Origin of the sequence: Streptomyces hoynatensis (assembly GCF_003626535.1) — a bacterium.
Taxonomy (GTDB): domain Bacteria; phylum Actinomycetota; class Actinomycetes; order Streptomycetales; family Streptomycetaceae; genus Streptomyces; species Streptomyces hoynatensis.
In genome coordinates this window covers 168,272-183,557 of the sequence record NZ_RBAL01000005.1, presented here as the reverse complement: position 1 = coordinate 183,557, position 15,286 = coordinate 168,272, and the positions used below count along the sequence as shown (strand labels likewise).

The window sequence follows — 15,286 nt, the reverse complement described above, 5'->3', positions numbered from 1 at the left end:
CTCACCAGCCCACACGCCACGCACGGGGGAACCATGCGCAAGCCCGTCCTCGCCCTCTGTACCGCAACGGCCCTGCTGGCGGGCGCCGTCGGCTGCTCGTCCGACGACCGCCCCGACCAGCGGGCGCCCTCGGAGTCCCCCAGCGGCAGCGAGCAGACCCCGCCCCCGGAAGCCCCCGACGCTCCCGTGCTCGAGGCCCTCCCCGAGGAGATCCCCGCGGAGCTCGACCCCTACTACGAGCAGCAGCTGAGCTGGCAGCCCTGCGAGGCCGGCTTCGAGTGCGCCACGATGCGGGTCCCCCTCGACTACGAGAACGTCGACCCCGACCAGGACCTGGAGCTGACCGTCACCCGCTCCCAGGCCACCGACCCGTCGTCGCGCATCGGCTCCCTCCTGGTCAACCCGGGCGGACCCGGCGCCTCCGCCGTCGACTTCGCCCAGGACTCCGCCTCGTACATCTTCTCCTCCGAGGTCACCTCCCACTACGACGTGGTCGCCGTCGACCCGCGCGGCACCGGGGCCAGCGAGCCGGTGCAGTGCATGTCGGGCGAGCAGATGGACGAGTTCACCCTGAACGACCGCACCCCCGACTCGCAGGACGAGATCGACACCCTGCTCTCCTCCTTCGACGAGTTCGCCGCCTCCTGCGCGGAGCACTCCGGCGACCTCCTCGGCCACATCTCCACCATCGAGTCGGCCCGCGACATGGACGTGCTGCGCGCGCTCCTCGGCGACGACCAGCTCCACTACGTGGGCTTCTCCTACGGCACCAAGCTCGGCGCGGTCTACGCCGGCCTGTTCCCGCAGCGCGTCGGGCGGCTGGTGCTCGACGGCGCGATCGACCCGCGGTTCCCCACCCTCGACACCGACCGCCAGCAGGCGGGCGGCTTCGAGACCGCGTTCCGCTCCTTCGCCGAGGACTGCGCCTCCAGGCCGGACTGCCCGCTCGGCACCCAGGGCGGGGACGACGCCTCGCAGCGCCTCCTCGACTTCTTCGAGCAGGTCGACGCCGAGCCGCTGCCCACCTCCGACCCGGACCGCCCGCTGACCGAATCCCTCGCCTCCACCGGCGTCTCGATGGCGATGTACTCCGACTACATGTGGGAGCAGCTGCGCGAGGCCCTGCGCGCCGCGATCAGCCAGGGCAACGGCGACCAGCTGCTCGCCCTCGCCGACGAGTACAACTCCCGCGAGCCCGACGGCTCCTACGGCACCGACATGTTCGCCTTCCCGGCCATCAGCTGCCTCGACAGCCCCGCGGGCAACGCGACCGAGGACGAGGTCGAGGAGAACCTGCCGGCCTACGAGGAGGCGTCCCCCACCTTCGGCCGCGACTTCGCCTGGGCCACCCTCCAGTGCGCGGCCTGGCCGGTGGAGCCGACCGGCGCCCCGGTGACCATCGAGGCCGAGGGCGCCAACGACATCGTCGTCGTCGGCACCACCCGCGACCCGGCGACCCCGTACTCCTGGGCCCAGGGCCTCGCCGACCAGCTGTCCTCCGGCGTACTCCTTACCTACGACGGCGACGGCCACACCGCCTACGGCGGCACCAGCCCCTGCATCGACGCCGCCGTGAACGCCTACCTGCTCGAAGGCCAGACCCCCGAGGAGGGCACCACCTGCTAGCCGCGCGGCGCCGCCCGTCCGCCCCGACGGCAGGCGGCGCCCGCCACGGCCACCCGGCCTCCGCCACGGCCCCCGGCGCGCACACCCCGCCGGGGGCCGTCCGATCTCCCCCGCCACCCCCTCCGGCCCCCGCCCGCCCCTCCGGCTCCTCCGGCCCCGGTCCGCCCCTCCGGCTCCTCCGGCCCCGGTCCGCCCTTCCGGCCTTTCCATCCCCCGTCACGCCCTCCGGCCCTCGCCCGCCCCTCCGGCCTTGTCCGTCCCCCGTCACGCCGTGTTCCCGGACCCCCGTCACGCCTCCCGCGCGCACGCCCCGTGCGGCCGCCCGCGAGGGCCGGGCGCGGGCCCCACCTGCGGGCTTCCCACGGCCTCGCCCGCCCGGTCCGAGAGCCCCACCTCCCGGGTGTTCACCCGCTGTTGACCTGCGATGATGTACCCATGCCGTGCATCCGTTTCCGCGCTGCCATATCGGCACGAACCGAGGGAGACCGTCTCCCTCCGGAGGTAACACCCGAGGAGCTGGACGCCCACCTGGCGACCTGTCTCGACTGCCGCCGCTGGGCCAAGCACGTCCGCACCCTGCGCGAGGCCACGGACGCCCTCCTCCTCAGCCGCAAACGCACAGGTGCACCCCCCAAACCTGTGTAGACTAACCAGCGCTGCACCCTCCCGGGTGACCAGCGCCTCGCCGCCTTAGCTCAGTCGGCCAGAGCGACGCACTCGTAATGCGTAGGTCGAGGGTTCGATTCCCTCAGGCGGCTCGAGGAAAGGCCAGGTCAGTCCCCTCTGACCTGGCCTTTTCCCGTTCCCTCGGCTTGCGGGCCATCACTCCGAAGGCGCCCACACCCCTCGTGCGTGAGCGATGCGTGAGCGGGCCTGGTCAGTCCTTCCGCTTCCCCGGCTTCCGCCCGCGCTTCTTCCGTCCCGTGGCCTTGGCCTTCTCGGCCCGCTTGGCCTTCCTCGCCGCCCTGCGGGCCTTCTCCTCGCGCTTCGCCTTCCGTGCGGCCTTGCGGGCCTTCTCAGCCTACGAAAGTCGAGATGGTCGCTCTAGATTCCAGCCAGAAAAGAGAAAACCACCAGTCCTGGCTGGGCTCTACGGCACATCAGTCCTGGCCTGCCTACTCTTGTGCCTCGATGTCGTTCTCGGCGCCTGAGACGAAGAAGTGATGTTCGCCGGAATCGGCGAGATACTGACCGAGACTGGTCCGTGCCTTGGCCACGGTCTGGTAGTACGTGCGGAACGGTTGCGAGACCTGCGCGGCAATTTCTGGATTCTTGGGTACTGGAATCTCAATCTCCAGGAAGCGATCACCGACATCTTCACGATTCGTTTGCATGAAAATCACGCGCTTCCATTGCTCTCTGACGATTTTGAGGGTCATCGCCCAGAGCAGGTAGAAGGAGTCGAATTCTGCGCGAGGGCCAGGCCTCATGATGATGATTTCTTTGGTCAGGAGGAGTTGTTCCTGGCCGGGCATCAAGACGCAGAAGTCCCCGATATTCTTGCTCGTGCGTTCTGGGCAAAGGATATCGAATGCTTGGAGTCCTGAATCGCCGCCCTTCCAAAATGATCTCGCGATAGAGCGCGGCACACGGTTTGTAGGGTTGATGTTTACGAACCCGGCCCGCAGGTCAGAAACCTTAATGTAGGGAACGTTTCCGATCCGCTGACCAGACGATGGTGATCCGTGTCCATTGCGAATCCGGATTAGTCTGTCTTCCGCCAGCTGGGCAAGCGTGGCGCCGCGGAAACCCTGGAAGCGTGATGACCGCATCTCGGCAGAGAAGTGCTCATGGTAACGCCGGTCGTAGTAGACGGGGACGCGGGTCCGCGGATTTACCTGTGATGCCGGGATGTCGCGCATCGTATCGGTCCGTTCACCGCGGCGCAGAGCCAGAGCGTCGTCGAGTAGTACGTCGTTGATTGCTGGCGTCAGCTCGCCGGTTTCCGGATCCTGTCTCCAGACTGGCGCACCAGTTTGTGAATCAAGTAGAGGCAGGAGCCGGCCTCCCTTAGTGAGGCCGCACGTTGGTGCCGTGGAAACAGTAACTGTGTCCTCGGAGAACCACGATGGTGCGTTGATGGCGGGCATTAGCAATTCTCCCCTGTGCTGGACTCCCATGCAGGACCATCATGTGGCCCGTTCCCGACCTTTTCAAAGACGTAGAAGTTCGTCTTTGCGCGACAGAATTCCTCAAAGGCTTCCATTGCGATATTGAACATGCCGCGCAAAGCGAATCTTCCCTCGAGCCAGGAGGGAAGCCATCGATATTTGTATGAGAAGAAATATGTTTCTGGGAGCACGATCCCAACGCGCCCTCCTACCTGGAGCAGGCGGTGTGCCAGCTCCAGGTAAACCAGGCCGATCTCCAGATCGACAAAGTCTTTTCTGCCAGTCGCGGCCGCTCTGGCGATCGTGTATCCAGATGCCCTCGCGTCTGACGCCCTCACCTTGAGATCCTCCCCGAAGGGTGGGTTGGTGAGAACGACCGTGAAAGATTCCGCCACAAATGTGTCCTTGCCACCCAATTCTTGCTTGAGTCGCGGGAACTTTGAAGGCCAATTGTGCTGACGGATGGCGTCGCCGAGCAGCACATGTGTAGAGCCATCGCGCATTGCGATCATCATTGCGCGAGTCAGTTTGACGCTCAATGGGTCTAGATCGATCCCGTAGAGGTTGTCGTTCGCGAATTTAACCAGCCGCCAAGTTTCGCTCTCCCCGGGGAACTCGTGTTCCTGAACTTGTCGCAGGGCTTCGATAAGAAACCCTCCGGTGCCGCATGCAGGGTCGATCACTTTGTCGCGCGATGTAATTTCCATGATCGAAACGCATGGGCGGATGACGCGTTGGGGGGTGAGAAATTGCCCTTCGCCGGACTTGAGCGCTTTCGTGCGGAAGATCTGAAACGCCTTGGAGAGCAAGTCAACCTGGTCTCCCAGGATCCGCCATGGTGAAAGTATGTCAACTGCCGCGAAAATGGTCTCTTCATTCAAGAAGATTTCATTGCGGTCGTCCGGGTTGAATACTCGATTATTCTGCTTGGCGAAGTATTCTCTGAACTGCCGCTGAATCTGGTCTGCGGTGAGTTGGACCATCGAAGCCTGGTCTCCGTAAACCCTGAACGGGACTGGCTTGAGGTGATTCTTGGGGTTTGACGCCCAGGCGTCCGAGTCGACCTTTACGAGCACGACATGGAGCAGCTCTCGGAGCTGGTCCTCGCGGCGAGTTGAACGCGTGTCGCCGACGACTACGGTGGCAACCAGGCGTCGCAGTGCAGCTGATAGCTGCCCCTCAGTTGGAACGACGAGATCGTGCCAAGTCGGTGGCGTTCTTGGAGGAGCAGTGAGATCATCGCCGGGATGCGGCAGTGGCGCGTTCTTGACCTCGATCCAGTCGTTGGTGTGCGACTTGTAGATGGCCAGGCTTTCGTCGCCGTTAGTCCAGTAGCCCATCCGGACAACTGGCTCCATGGCAAGGTAGCTCTTGAGCTGTTCCTTCCCCTCGGAGATTGATGGCGCCTTGAACTCGAACAGCACTTGTAGAGCGTGTGGTTCTCGGGAGTCGTCCGCGAATGCGGCGAGGTCAGCTCGACCGAGCACCTTGAATGCCTGGCCCCGCTCACGCTTGGTCAATTCATGTGGACTTGCTGGAACTCGCCACTCCGGGCGCCACTGAAGTCGGCTGTCCTTCCAGCCCAGCTTCTTGAGGTCAGTGAGTACGCGTTGGCGTACCTTCTCCTCTTGGCCACTGCTGCTCGAACTCAAGGCTGAGTGTCCTTCCGCTGTCGCGCTCTGTCCGCATTGGGATCGACGCCGCTACCTTAACGCAAGAAGGAGCTGCTCATTTTGTGGACGGCGAAGCCGCTGCGTCCCCTGAGTCGGACGGCAGGTCGAGGTTGAGCAGGTGACGTCCCCGTCCCCTCAGCTCGACGCGTGAGCGATGCGTGAGCGGACGAGGTAGGAGTGGTTACCATGGCCCGGCTCGACCACCAGACTGGGCCGCCGCTGACCTGGGGGCATCGGGGCGTCGAGCACGGTTCACACCTCATCATCACGATCTTGTGGGGGCTCGTAAATGCGTAGGTCGAGGGTTCGATTCCCTCAGGCGGCTCATCTGAGAACCCCAGGTCAGCGCGTTCTGGCCTGGGGTTCTCTGCGTCAGTGGATGCGGCGGCGGCGTCGCGTATCGGCCGCGCGGCCGTCCGGAGTCTCGGTTCCGGTCTCGGTTGCGTTCCGTTGGTGGGGCGTGAAGGCGTCTCCCACTCGGTGTGTCGCCCTCCTTCGGGCGTTGCGGTCGTTGCCTCGCCTGCCGTCTGGCCCGGCCGGTCCTGGGTGCCGGGGAAACTCCGTGATAGGGGGCGCAGTTGCCCAACTCGTCTGAGGTCGCCGTCGGTTGGGCGGTGGAGTTGCCGGGATGGGGGACCGGCTCGGCCCTGTGGCCGGCGTGGGGGCGGCGCGGGCCGGGGGCTTCGGGCTTTCGTACGGACGGCACGAGGCGCCCCCGGTGGGTCGGGGGCGCCTCGTTGTGGTCGGCTCGGTGGCCGCGTGGGGCCGGGGTTCGTGGCTCCGGCCGGCGGGGGCGGGGCGGCTCAGTGGCCCATCATCACCGTGGGGTCGGGGGCCTGGACCTTCCTGCGGGGCAGGAGGGCGGCCGGGATCAGGCAGGTGGCGACGAGGATGGCCGCGACCAGGAACACGGAGGCGAACGCGTCGCCCATCTGGTCGTTTATCGCGTCGGGGGTGGTTGCGGTGATGTCCTTGATGCCGTTGGTGAGCAGCACCGAGAACAGGGCGGTGCCGATGGAGGCCGCCACCTGCTGGACGATGTTCATCAGGGTCGAGCCCCGGGCGACGGTGTGTTCCCTCAGGGTCGCCAGGGCCGACGCCATGATCGGCATCATGGCCCCGCCCATCCCGAGGCCCATCACGAACAGCGCCGCGATGATGTAGGCGTAGGAGGTGCCGGCATCCAGCTGCGTGAACATGCCCATGCCGACGGTGACCACCGCGATGCCGGTCAGCACGATCTTGCCGGGGCCCATCTTGTCGGCGAGCATTCCGGCGATCGGCATGGTGATCATCGCGCCGATGCCCTGCGGGGCGAGCAGGAGCCCGGAGTCGAGGGCGGACTCGCCGCGCACCTGCTGGAAGTAGAGCGGGATCAGCAGGCTGGCGCCGAAGAACGCGATGGCGAACAGCGACATCGCGATCACCGCGATGGTCATGTCCCGGTTGAGGAACAGGCGCAGGTCCACCAGCGGGTGGAGGTTGCGCTGGTTCAGGGCCCACGGGACGAACGCGATGATGAGCACCAGCCCGATGGCGGCGGGGACCAGCACCTTGGCGTCCCAGACGGTGCCGGTCTCCGGGATGGACGAGACGCCGTACAGGAAGGTCGCCAGTCCGGGCGAGAGCATTACCATGCCCAGCCAGTCGAAGCTCTCCGACGGCTGGACCTGGTCCTTGGGCAGGACCTTCGCCGCGTAGGCCAGCGCCACCACGCCGATCGGCAGGTTGATCAGGAAGATCCAGTGCCACGAGGCGGCGTCGATCAGCCAGCCGCCGAGGATGGGGCCGAAGATCGGGCCGAGCAGCATCGGGATGCCGAGCACCGCCATCACCCGGCCGATCCGCTCGGGGCCCGCGGCGCGCGTCAGGATCGTCATGCCCAGCGGCATCAGCATGCCGCCGCCGAGTCCCTGGACGACCCGGAAGGCGACCAGCATCTCCAGCGAGGTGGCCGCGGCGCACAGGGCGGAGCCGGCGGCGAACAGGATGATCGCGAGGAGATAGAGCCGTTTGGTGCCGAACCTGTCGGCGGCCCAGCCGGTGAGCGGGATGACGCTGGCCAGCGCCAGTGTGTAGCCCGTCATCGTCCAGGCCACCTGGGCCGAGGTCGCGTCGAACTCCTTCTGGAACGTCTGCAGCCCGACCGACACCACCGTGATGTCCAGGATCGACATGATCCCGCCCAGCACGATCACGCCGGCTACGAGGAGGACCCCCCTGTCCAGCCGGTCGCCGGACGTGTCGAGAGGAGGGCTGCTCTCGCCCTGTTGCGATATGGCCACTGCTCAGCCTTTCCTGGGTCAAGCACCGCGTACGTCACTAAGGCCCGGCCACTTTCCGTGACCGCCGGGGACGGCGGTCCTCATGGACCCTCCCGCAAGCGGGAGACCTCCGCCCCGTTCAGGCCACCGACCTGAGTCCGACCGAAGAGCCCTCTCCCTCACACCGGGCGTCAATATGTTCAGATTACCGGTGGGTCTCCAGGGAACGGACACCGTACCCGCACGTGGCCGGTGAGATCCGGGGGGACGGAAGCGGCGGTATCCGGCCAGGGGCCGCGCACCGCGCTCGGCACGCGACGCTCGGTAGCGGCCGTCGGCCCGGTCCGCCATCGCGGGGGGCCGGCGCGTGGTGCGGAGGCCGCGGGTTCGATTCCCTCGCGCGGCTCTCCGTGGCCCGCCCGCCGGACCGGGAGGCGGGGTGGTTCAGGCGACCTCGGTGCGGTGGTGGGTGTGCAGGCGGGATTCGAGGTGGGCGCGGCAGGCGGGCCATTCCTCCGCGGTGAGGGAGAACATCGCGGAGTCGCGGAGGCGGCCGGTCTCGCCGGGGGCCCAGGAGCGGGACCAGTTGCGCAGGACGCCCTCGAAGCGGGCGCCGACGGAGGCGATGGCGGCGCGGGAGCGGGCGTTGCGTGCGTCGGTCTTCAGGTCGAGGCGGGCCACGCCCCAGGTTTCGAAGGCGTGCCGGAACAGGAGGTACTTGGCCTCCGTGTTCACGCCCGTCCCCTGGGCCGAGGCCGCGAGCCAGGTGAAGCCCACCTCGATCGCGAAGAGGCGGTCCCCCTCCGGCCAGGTCCGCGGGTCCCAGTAGGCGGTGGCCCCGAGCACGCGTCCCGTCCGGGCCGACACCTGCGCGTACGGGGCGAGCCTGCCCGCCGCGGCGCGGGCCAGTTGGGCGTCTATGTACGCGCCGGCCTCCGCGGCGGTGGGGACCCAGGTGTAGGAGAAGGAACTGCGGTCCTCCTCCGCCGCCGCGGCCAGGCCCGGCGCGTGCTGCGGGCCGAGTGGCTCCAGCCGCACCAGGGAGCCTTCCAGCGGCGGTCCTTCGAGGCGAAAGGTCATCGGCCTGCTCCTGTCGTTCGTTCGGTCGCCGGGAATCCGGCCGGTGGGCGGGAATCCGGCCGGTGGGCGGAAATGGGGCCGGTCGCCGGGAGTCCGGCCGGTCGCCGGGAATCCGGTTGGCGGGCGGGGGGTCAGGGCTTGGCGGCGTGCAGGAGGCGCAGGCCGGAGGGGGTCGCCTCGTCGTGGCGGATCTCCAGGCCGGCCGCGCGGCACTGGGCGGCCAGCCACGCGGGGGCCAGGCGGAGTTTGGGATAGCTGCCCGTCTTCAGGTGCCAGGCGCCGTCGCGGCGGGTGTGCAGCAGGTCGTGGACCAGGACCACGTCCTCGTCGAGGTAGTCGAGGAAGCAGGTGAGTATCCGGTCGGCGCAGCTGCGGACGGGAAGGAAGCGGTCGTGGCCGCGGAGTTCACGGGTCAGGTCCCGGTAGGTGGCGACGAAGCTCCCGCCGGGGCGGAGCGCCGTGGCGATGTCGGCGATCAGCTGTTGCACGTCCGGCCGGCCGGGCAGGTGCGGCAGGGTGTCGCCCATGCACACGAGGGTGGCGACCGAGCCCGGGGCGACGGTGCGGGGCAGCACGCCGCGGAGGTCCGCGTGGACGGGGTGGACGGCCGGCGCGAGCCCGGCGCGCCCCGCGTGTGCCACGAGCTCCGCGAGGAGCGTGGCGCTGGTGTCGACGGCGGTCACCGAGGCGTGGCCGAGGCGGGCCAGGGCGAGGGTCTGCGGACCAGGACCGCAGCCCAGGTCCACCGCGGTGGCCTGCTCCCCGGGACGGCGGGACAGCCCGAGCCCGCGGAGCAGTTCGGCCTGGGCCGCCGCCACCGCCTCGATGTCGCCGCCGAGCATCCACGTGTAGTGCGCGGCCAGCAGGTCCTCGTAGTGGTCGGCGACGGTGGTCATGCGGTTCCCTTCGGGCGGCCGGGCCCGGGGGCGGGGCCGCCGGTCCGTGCGGACTCGCCCGTGAGGACCCAGGCGGCGAGGTCGGCGAGGTACACGTTGCCCAGCGCGGAGTCCAGGGCCTCCCCGAGGACCGCGCGGTAGGTGGGGGCCGCCTCGGCGTGGCGTTCCCGGCCGGCCGGGGTGATGCTCGCGGCCACCGCCCTGCCGTCCTCCGCGGTGGTCGCGCGCGCCGCGAGGCCCCGGGCCTCAAGCCGGCCGACCAGGCGGGTCACCGTGCTGTCCTTGAGCCCGATCCGGTCGGCCAACTCGCCCATGCGCAGGGCGGGTCCGGCGTCCTCGCGGCTCAGCGCGCACAGGGCGCGGAACTCCGAGAGCGGCAGGCCGTGCCCCCGCTGGAGCGCCTCGTCCAACTGCTTCTCCACCCGGCCGAGCAGCCGCACGGCCATGCACCAGCGGTCGTCCTGCGCGTCGTCCGCGGGGCGCCGCGGTGCGGGGAGCCCCCGGGTCTCGGTCGTCACGCCGGTACGGTACCTGCTTGCTCAAGCAAGGAAAACCCCCGTGCCGGGCGGAGGGCGCGGGTCAGGGCCCGGGGGTGGGGTCCTGGGCGTGGCGGCGCAGGGAGCCGGCGTAGGTGGTGCAGAGCCAGGCCATGGTCTCGCGGAACGACAGTGCGCCGGTGTCGCGGCCGAAGACCTGCCGGGTGAAGCCGATGCGTTCCACGGCCTGGTGGGCCTCCGGCGCGCGCTCCGGGGGGAAGATCTCGGCCGGGTCGCCGACGGCGATGTGCTGCATCGGCAGGCGTGCTCCCTCCGCGAGGCGGGTGCCCACGTGCACGATCGCGCCGATGGCGACGAGCACGCCGTCGGCCAGGCGGGCTCCGTTGAAGACGCTCGCGTGCGTGGCGATCATGCACTCGTCCCCGATGCGGGCGCCGGTGACGTGGGCGCCAGGCCCGATCAGCGTGTGCCGCCCGACGTGCGCCGGGTGTGAACCCGCGCCGCGCACCACGGCGTTCTCCATGACGATGCTCTCCGCGCCGATCTCCACGGGCGCCGACTCGGCGGTGATGACCGCCCCGTCCAGGACGGCCGCCCCGGCGCCGAGGGTCACCTGCCCGGCGAGGACGGCGGTGGGCGCCACATGGGCATCGGGGTGGACGACGGGGTGGTGGCCCCGGTGGGGACGCAGCATGCGGTGCTCCTTCGGCGGATGTCCGCGGGACGGGGGCGCGGGGGTGGCCGCGGCCCCGTGAGGCGTAGGTCTTTATACGCCTCCGGCCGCCTCCGGCCGCCTCCGGCCCCCGGCGGCCCCGGCTCGGTGGCCGCCCGCGGCACCGGCCGTCCCCGCACCCCCGGCCGGGCGGGCGCGCGGCGGGAGGGGGATGGCTGGTTGCTCAACTTCCGGTGGGTTCAGTGGGGTTGCTCATGCGCTGGGCGGGCCCGGAGGATTGGCCCATGACACCAGGCGGCCCGGCTCCCTCCCCCGCTGTCGCACAGGACGTCGGCGAACTCGTCGCGATCATGCGGGCATTGAAGGAGCATTCCGGACTGTCGCTGCGTCAGCTCGGGGAACGCGCCGAGGAGCGGGGCGACGTGCTGCCCCGCAGCACGCTCGCGGACGTGCTGAATCGGTCCACCCTGCCGCGCCCCGAGCTGCTCGCCGCGTTCGTCCGGGCCTGCGGCGGCGGCGAGGAGGACGTACGGGAGTGGCTGGCCGCCAGGGAACGGGTCGCCGCCCCGGCCCCGCGGGAGGCCGGCGCCACGGCGCGGCGCCGCCGTGGGCCGCTGCTGTGGGCCGCCGGGGCCGGGCTGGCGGCGCTGGCGACCCTCGGCGCGTGGGCCTGGTGGCCGGAGGGCGAGCCGGCGGCCGGGTCCCGCTCCCTGCCCCTTCCGGACGGCGAGGTCGTCATCCACCCCGCGGATGCCCCCGGGTTGTGCCTCACCGAGGGCCGCCAGCGCGGCGGCGCGTACGCGTCGGCCGTCGCCGTCCAGGGGCCCTGTGACACGGCCGGCCGGCCGCGCTCCTACCTGCGGGCCGTCGGCACGGAGGACTGGTACTTCGTGGAGTGGTACAAGCCATCCGAGGGTTACGGTTGCCTCACCCTCATCGACGAGGGCCCGGCCGCCGGCCTCTTCGAACCCGTCAACCGGGCCGACTGCTCCGCCCGGCGGCCGGAGCAGCACTTCCGGCTGGAGCCGGTGGCAGGCCCGGGCGCCGCCTCGGGCGAGACGGCCTATCTGCTGCGGCACGAGCAGAGCGGCCGGTGCCTGGCCTTCGCGGAGGACGCCGAGCCCGGCGACGCGGACGCGAACGCGGATGCCGGTGCCCAGGCCGGTGCCGGTGCCGAGGCCGTGCTGGGGGACTGCACCGGGGATTCCGCGCAGGCATTCCTCATCGACGCCACCCCCTGACGCCGCCCCGGCTCTCCCCCGCCCCCGCCCGGGAGCCGCCTCCCTGCCCCCGCGGGCCGTCCGGGGTGTCCGCGCCGTCCGGATTTCCGTCCGGACAGGGCGCCGGCCAGGCAGGACGGCGGCCGGATGTCCGGGACGGGCGGCGCCCGTTGCCCGGCGCCTTCCGGCCGCCACAGACTCCCTCATGCCGCCAGGCGGGCTCCCGCAAGCCGCCCGGCCGGCCCCATCGCGCCGCCCGGCGGGCCTCATCGTGCCGCCCCGTGGGCGGCGCGCCGACACAGCAAAGCGGCACAGCCGAGTGAGGGGGAAGTGGTGAACGGCGACGAGGTGAAGCTCTCACCCGAAGAGGTCGAGCGGGTCATGAGCATCATCCAGCAGGCGTACACGGACATGGAGGCGGTGGCCCACGGGATCGGGGCGCACAGCGACCACGTGATCGCCGCCTACCAGGGGGGCGGCACCAGCCGCGCCCAGGCGACCTACCAGGAGCTGGGGCGCGCGGGCCAGGCGCTGGCCAACGCGCTGGACGGGCTGTCGCAGGACCTGGGCCTGACGGCGGCCACCGGCCGGGAGACGGACGCGGACGCGGAGAGCGCGCTGAACCGCGTCGACACCTCCGGCATCCGCATCGACCTGGGCGTGGCCCAGGGCATCTGACCGGCGCCCGCCCGCGGCACCGAGCGGGCCGGGGCCGGAAACGGAGCAGACCACAGCGTGGACACGCACGCGACCGAAGGGGGAACAGCACCATGACGGCGTACGGCGGTGACCTCATCAGGTTCACCAACGAGGGGCTGGACAGCATCCAGTCGCAGACGAGGAGCCAGCAGGACGAGTACAACGAGATCTGGAACAACGTGCATCGCCAGCTGCTCGCCCTGGTCGAGCAGGGCCAGGTCGACGCGAGCATCGGGCAGGTGCTCAACGAGCGCGACGAGCAGTTCCACCGCGAGTCGGCCGGCTTCGACGAGGGCGTGACCGCGCAGAACACGGCGATGCGCGACGTGCAGACCATCGGCAACGAGGGTGGCGCCGCGATGGTGCGGGCGGCCATGGGGAGTGGGCGCTGAGCCATGGCCGAATCAGGCGCCCTCGACCTGAACCGCGGCGCGGCGCTGCGCGCGGGGGACCGCGTGCGGGAGAGCGAGCAACTCGCCGCGATGCGTGAGGCGTTCCAGCGACTCGCGAACGCCCGCGGGCTGTTCGGCCAGGTGCCGGGCGGCGAACTCGCCGAGCAGGCGCTTCTCTCGGCCGCCGCCGCGATGCTGGACGAGCTGACCCGGACCGGGCTGACCGTGCAGGACATCAGCGACAGCGCCTACCGGATGGCCGAGATCGCCGAGGAGACGGATCAGGCGGCGCACGACCGCCTGATCACGGCGAGCGAGGCCGTCGGGTCCGTGCCCGGCGCGGTGGGCGGGCCGCCCCCGGCGAGCGAGGGGGAGTGAGCGCGATGGCGAAGGACGAGGAGTTCATGGCCGTCATCAACCGCATCCTGAGCGCCGAGCACGTCTCGATCCACGCGTCGGCCGACGGATGGCTGGCCCTGGCCACAGCGGGAACCGCGGAGCGCGACCGGCTCGCGGGCGTGGCCGGGGAGGCCGAGGCCGAGCCCGGCGTCGGGCTGGCCGAACTCGCCGACCGGCTCAGGGGAACGGCGGGCTGGGCCGAGGGGGCGAGCGCGCTGGCGCACCGGATCGCCGGCCAGCTGCGGCTCGCGGGGACGGCCTCGGCCCGCGCCACCGAGCGGGCGCTTGCCCTGCTGTTCGCGTACGAGGAGGCCGAGGTCGAGCTGCGGGGCGACGAGGCGATCAGCCCCGCCATGGTGAGCGCCGCCCTCCGGGGCGAGGAGGAACAGGAGCGGCTGCTCGCGGAGGCCAGGAGCCTGCTCGACGAGCTGAGCAACGAGTTCGCCAAGGTGACCGGCGGCGAGCCCCCGCCCTCGCCGGAACGCGGCGTTCCCGTCCAAGCCGACGTCACGGTGCGGGACGTGCCACGCTCCGACCGGCGGGCGGAGGACCCGTCCGCGGCGCAACGGCCCGGCTCGCCGGCCGGCCCGGCCGCCGGGGACCCGAACGCGGAGCGGGACGGCCTGATCGCGGGGACGCCGCCGCCCGGCATCGTGCAGACCCTCGGCGGGGACCAGCCGTCGAACCTGTCGGTGCTCGGCCCGGACAGCGGGGAGTTCAGCGGCTGGGTGCAGAGCCCGAACACCGGATACCTGGTCGATCCGGCGACCGGCCGCGAGTTCGACCCGGCCTCCGCCCGGTGGATCGACCCGGTCACCGGGCTGCCGTTCGGGGAGGCCACCGAGTACGCCACCCGCCTGTCCGGGCTCGGCACCGGGCCCGGCGCCATGGCCACCGGGGTGGGGCTCGCCCCGCTCGGGGGCGGCGGGGCCGTCGGCGGGGGCAGCGGGCTGGCCGGGCTGTACGGCGGGGTGCTGCCGCCCAGCGTGGCGCACCCGGGCCCCGCGCAGTCGCAGGTGCTGCGGGAGGCGCAGCGGAACCTGCGGCAACGCGCCGCGGTGGCCGGCCGGTTCGCGATGCGCGAGGCGGCACAGGGGGGACGGCCCATCCTGCCGCCGCCGGCCTCGACCGGCGCGGGGGGCCGGTCGAGGGGCGGCGGCGCGAACGAGCCGGGGCGCGCGGGCCGGGCCACCGACCTGACCGAGGACCCGGAGGTCTGGTCCGCGCGCCGCACCGCCGCCCGCGGCGTGCTGGGCGAGTAGCGAAACCGGCGGGGGCGGCGCCGGGAACGCCGGCCGATCACCGGCGCCGCCCCCCGCCGGGACATCCGGAACATTCGGGAAATGCCGAGCAATTCAGGAACACCAGGAACGCCAGGAACGCCAGGAACGCCAGGAAAGGGGGAACGTCCATGTCCGGCGACGAGCTGTACTACCTCCCGGACGAGTTTCGCGAGTCGGCGCGGGTCGGCCTGGACTCCGCGGACGCGGCGGAGAGCACGGGCCGCTACCTGCGCAACGCCCGGCCGGACGCCCACGGCTTCGGGGGCGCCGACGCCTTCGTCGCCTCGCTGAACGCGACCCGGGACCGCCAGGCCCGCGAGGTGCGGCAGGCGGCCGAGGGGCGGGAGAACATGGCCGGCGCGGACCAGCGCACCGCCGACATCGGCGAGGAGACGGACGCCGCCGCCCAGTCGGCCCTCGGCAAGGCGAACTCGGCGGTCGCGCGGGCGATCGCCGACGGGATGTAGGGGGCG

14 protein-coding genes and 1 tRNA gene are annotated in these 15,286 nt (G+C 70.9%); 8 read left to right on the top strand and 7 right to left on the bottom strand.

From position 1 onward, the window contains the following. The first annotated feature begins 33 nt into the window (after nt 1–33). Nucleotides 34–1,626 (top strand): alpha/beta hydrolase, encoded by a 1,593-nt coding sequence (locus tag D7294_RS11095; protein WP_120678274.1) that lies wholly within the window; start codon nt 34–36, stop codon nt 1,624–1,626. Nucleotides 1,627–2,310: 684 nt separating this feature from the next. After that, nucleotides 2,311–2,384: transfer RNA gene (locus D7294_RS11085), tRNA-Thr, on the top strand. 357 nt (nt 2,385–2,741) lie between these two features. On the opposite strand, the gene D7294_RS31560 is transcribed toward D7294_RS11085, so the two are convergent. From D7294_RS31560 to D7294_RS11050, 7 genes are all read right to left on the bottom strand, one after another. Then, nucleotides 2,742–3,716, bottom strand: a complete 975-nt coding sequence (locus tag D7294_RS31560) for a hypothetical protein (RefSeq protein ID WP_147450816.1) — start codon at nt 3,714–3,716, stop codon at nt 2,742–2,744. After that, nucleotides 3,716–5,161 carry an HsdM family class I SAM-dependent methyltransferase gene (locus D7294_RS11075; RefSeq protein WP_120678268.1) on the bottom strand — a complete coding sequence of 482 codons (1,446 nt, stop codon included), beginning with the start codon at nt 5,159–5,161 and terminating at the stop codon, nt 3,716–3,718. The genes D7294_RS31560 and D7294_RS11075 overlap by 1 nt, the downstream gene beginning before the upstream one ends. A 1,052-nt stretch (nt 5,162–6,213) precedes the next feature. Then, a complete protein-coding gene (locus D7294_RS11070; RefSeq protein WP_120678266.1) occupies nt 6,214–7,695 on the bottom strand; it encodes a DHA2 family efflux MFS transporter permease subunit in 1,482 nt (493 codons plus the stop codon). A 423-nt stretch (nt 7,696–8,118) separates the two neighbouring features. Then, the gene (locus D7294_RS11065; RefSeq protein WP_120678263.1) at nt 8,119–8,754 is read right to left on the bottom strand and encodes a GNAT family N-acetyltransferase; all 636 of its coding nucleotides are present in this window, start codon (nt 8,752–8,754) and stop codon (nt 8,119–8,121) included. A gap of 131 nt (nt 8,755–8,885) precedes the next feature. Continuing rightward, nucleotides 8,886–9,650, bottom strand: coding sequence for a class I SAM-dependent methyltransferase (locus D7294_RS11060; protein WP_120678261.1), 765 nt, complete (start codon nt 9,648–9,650; stop codon nt 8,886–8,888). Then, a complete protein-coding gene (locus D7294_RS11055) occupies nt 9,647–10,168 on the bottom strand; it encodes a MarR family winged helix-turn-helix transcriptional regulator (RefSeq protein WP_241562273.1) in 522 nt (173 codons plus the stop codon). The genes D7294_RS11060 and D7294_RS11055 overlap by 4 nt, the downstream gene beginning before the upstream one ends. A gap of 61 nt (nt 10,169–10,229) precedes the next feature. After that, nucleotides 10,230–10,841, bottom strand: a complete 612-nt coding sequence (locus tag D7294_RS11050; RefSeq protein WP_120678259.1) for a gamma carbonic anhydrase family protein — start codon at nt 10,839–10,841, stop codon at nt 10,230–10,232. 263 nt (nt 10,842–11,104) lie between these two features. On the opposite strand from D7294_RS11050, the gene D7294_RS11045 reads away from it, so the two are divergent. From D7294_RS11045 to D7294_RS11020, 6 genes are all read left to right on the top strand, one after another. Continuing rightward, nucleotides 11,105–12,061: a helix-turn-helix domain-containing protein gene (locus D7294_RS11045; protein WP_241562272.1), complete on the top strand. Its 957-nt coding sequence runs from the start codon at nt 11,105–11,107 to the stop codon at nt 12,059–12,061. 312 nt (nt 12,062–12,373) lie between these two features. Next, complete coding sequence (locus D7294_RS11040; RefSeq protein WP_147450815.1) at nt 12,374–12,718, top strand: WXG100 family type VII secretion target; 345 nt, start codon at nt 12,374–12,376, stop codon at nt 12,716–12,718. 92 nt (nt 12,719–12,810) lie between these two features. Beyond that, entirely contained in the window at nt 12,811–13,131 is a 321-nt protein-coding gene (locus D7294_RS11035) for a hypothetical protein (protein ID WP_120678253.1), read from the top strand. A gap of 3 nt (nt 13,132–13,134) precedes the next feature. Further along, on the top strand, nt 13,135–13,509 hold the full coding sequence (locus tag D7294_RS11030) for a hypothetical protein (RefSeq protein ID WP_120678251.1): 375 nt from the start codon (nt 13,135–13,137) through the stop codon (nt 13,507–13,509). 5 nt (nt 13,510–13,514) lie between these two features. Beyond that, nucleotides 13,515–14,792 (top strand): hypothetical protein, encoded by a 1,278-nt coding sequence (locus D7294_RS11025; protein WP_120678249.1) that lies wholly within the window; start codon nt 13,515–13,517, stop codon nt 14,790–14,792. A 149-nt stretch (nt 14,793–14,941) separates the two neighbouring features. Continuing rightward, a complete protein-coding gene (locus tag D7294_RS11020) occupies nt 14,942–15,280 on the top strand; it encodes a hypothetical protein (RefSeq protein WP_120678247.1) in 339 nt (112 codons plus the stop codon). Nucleotides 15,281–15,286: the final 6 nt, after the last annotated feature.

Bases quoted from the DNA above. Each gene is read 5' to 3' on its own strand.
- D7294_RS11095 (WP_120678274.1), top strand. From the start codon at position 34: ATGCGCAAGCCCGTCCTCGCCCTCTGTACCGCAACGGCCCTGCTGGCG.
- D7294_RS31560 (WP_147450816.1), bottom strand. From the start codon at position 3,716: ATGCCCGCCATCAACGCACCATCGTGGTTCTCCGAGGACACAGTTACT.
- D7294_RS11065 (WP_120678263.1), bottom strand. From the start codon at position 8,754: ATGACCTTTCGCCTCGAAGGACCGCCGCTGGAAGGCTCCCTGGTGCGG.
- D7294_RS11060 (WP_120678261.1), bottom strand. From the start codon at position 9,650: ATGACCACCGTCGCCGACCACTACGAGGACCTGCTGGCCGCGCACTAC.
- D7294_RS11050 (WP_120678259.1), bottom strand. From the start codon at position 10,841: ATGCTGCGTCCCCACCGGGGCCACCACCCCGTCGTCCACCCCGATGCC.
- D7294_RS11045 (WP_241562272.1), top strand. From the start codon at position 11,105: ATGACACCAGGCGGCCCGGCTCCCTCCCCCGCTGTCGCACAGGACGTC.
- D7294_RS11035 (WP_120678253.1), top strand. From the start codon at position 12,811: ATGACGGCGTACGGCGGTGACCTCATCAGGTTCACCAACGAGGGGCTG.
- D7294_RS11030 (WP_120678251.1), top strand. From the start codon at position 13,135: ATGGCCGAATCAGGCGCCCTCGACCTGAACCGCGGCGCGGCGCTGCGC.
- D7294_RS11025 (WP_120678249.1), top strand. From the start codon at position 13,515: ATGGCGAAGGACGAGGAGTTCATGGCCGTCATCAACCGCATCCTGAGC.
- D7294_RS11020 (WP_120678247.1), top strand. From the start codon at position 14,942: ATGTCCGGCGACGAGCTGTACTACCTCCCGGACGAGTTTCGCGAGTCG.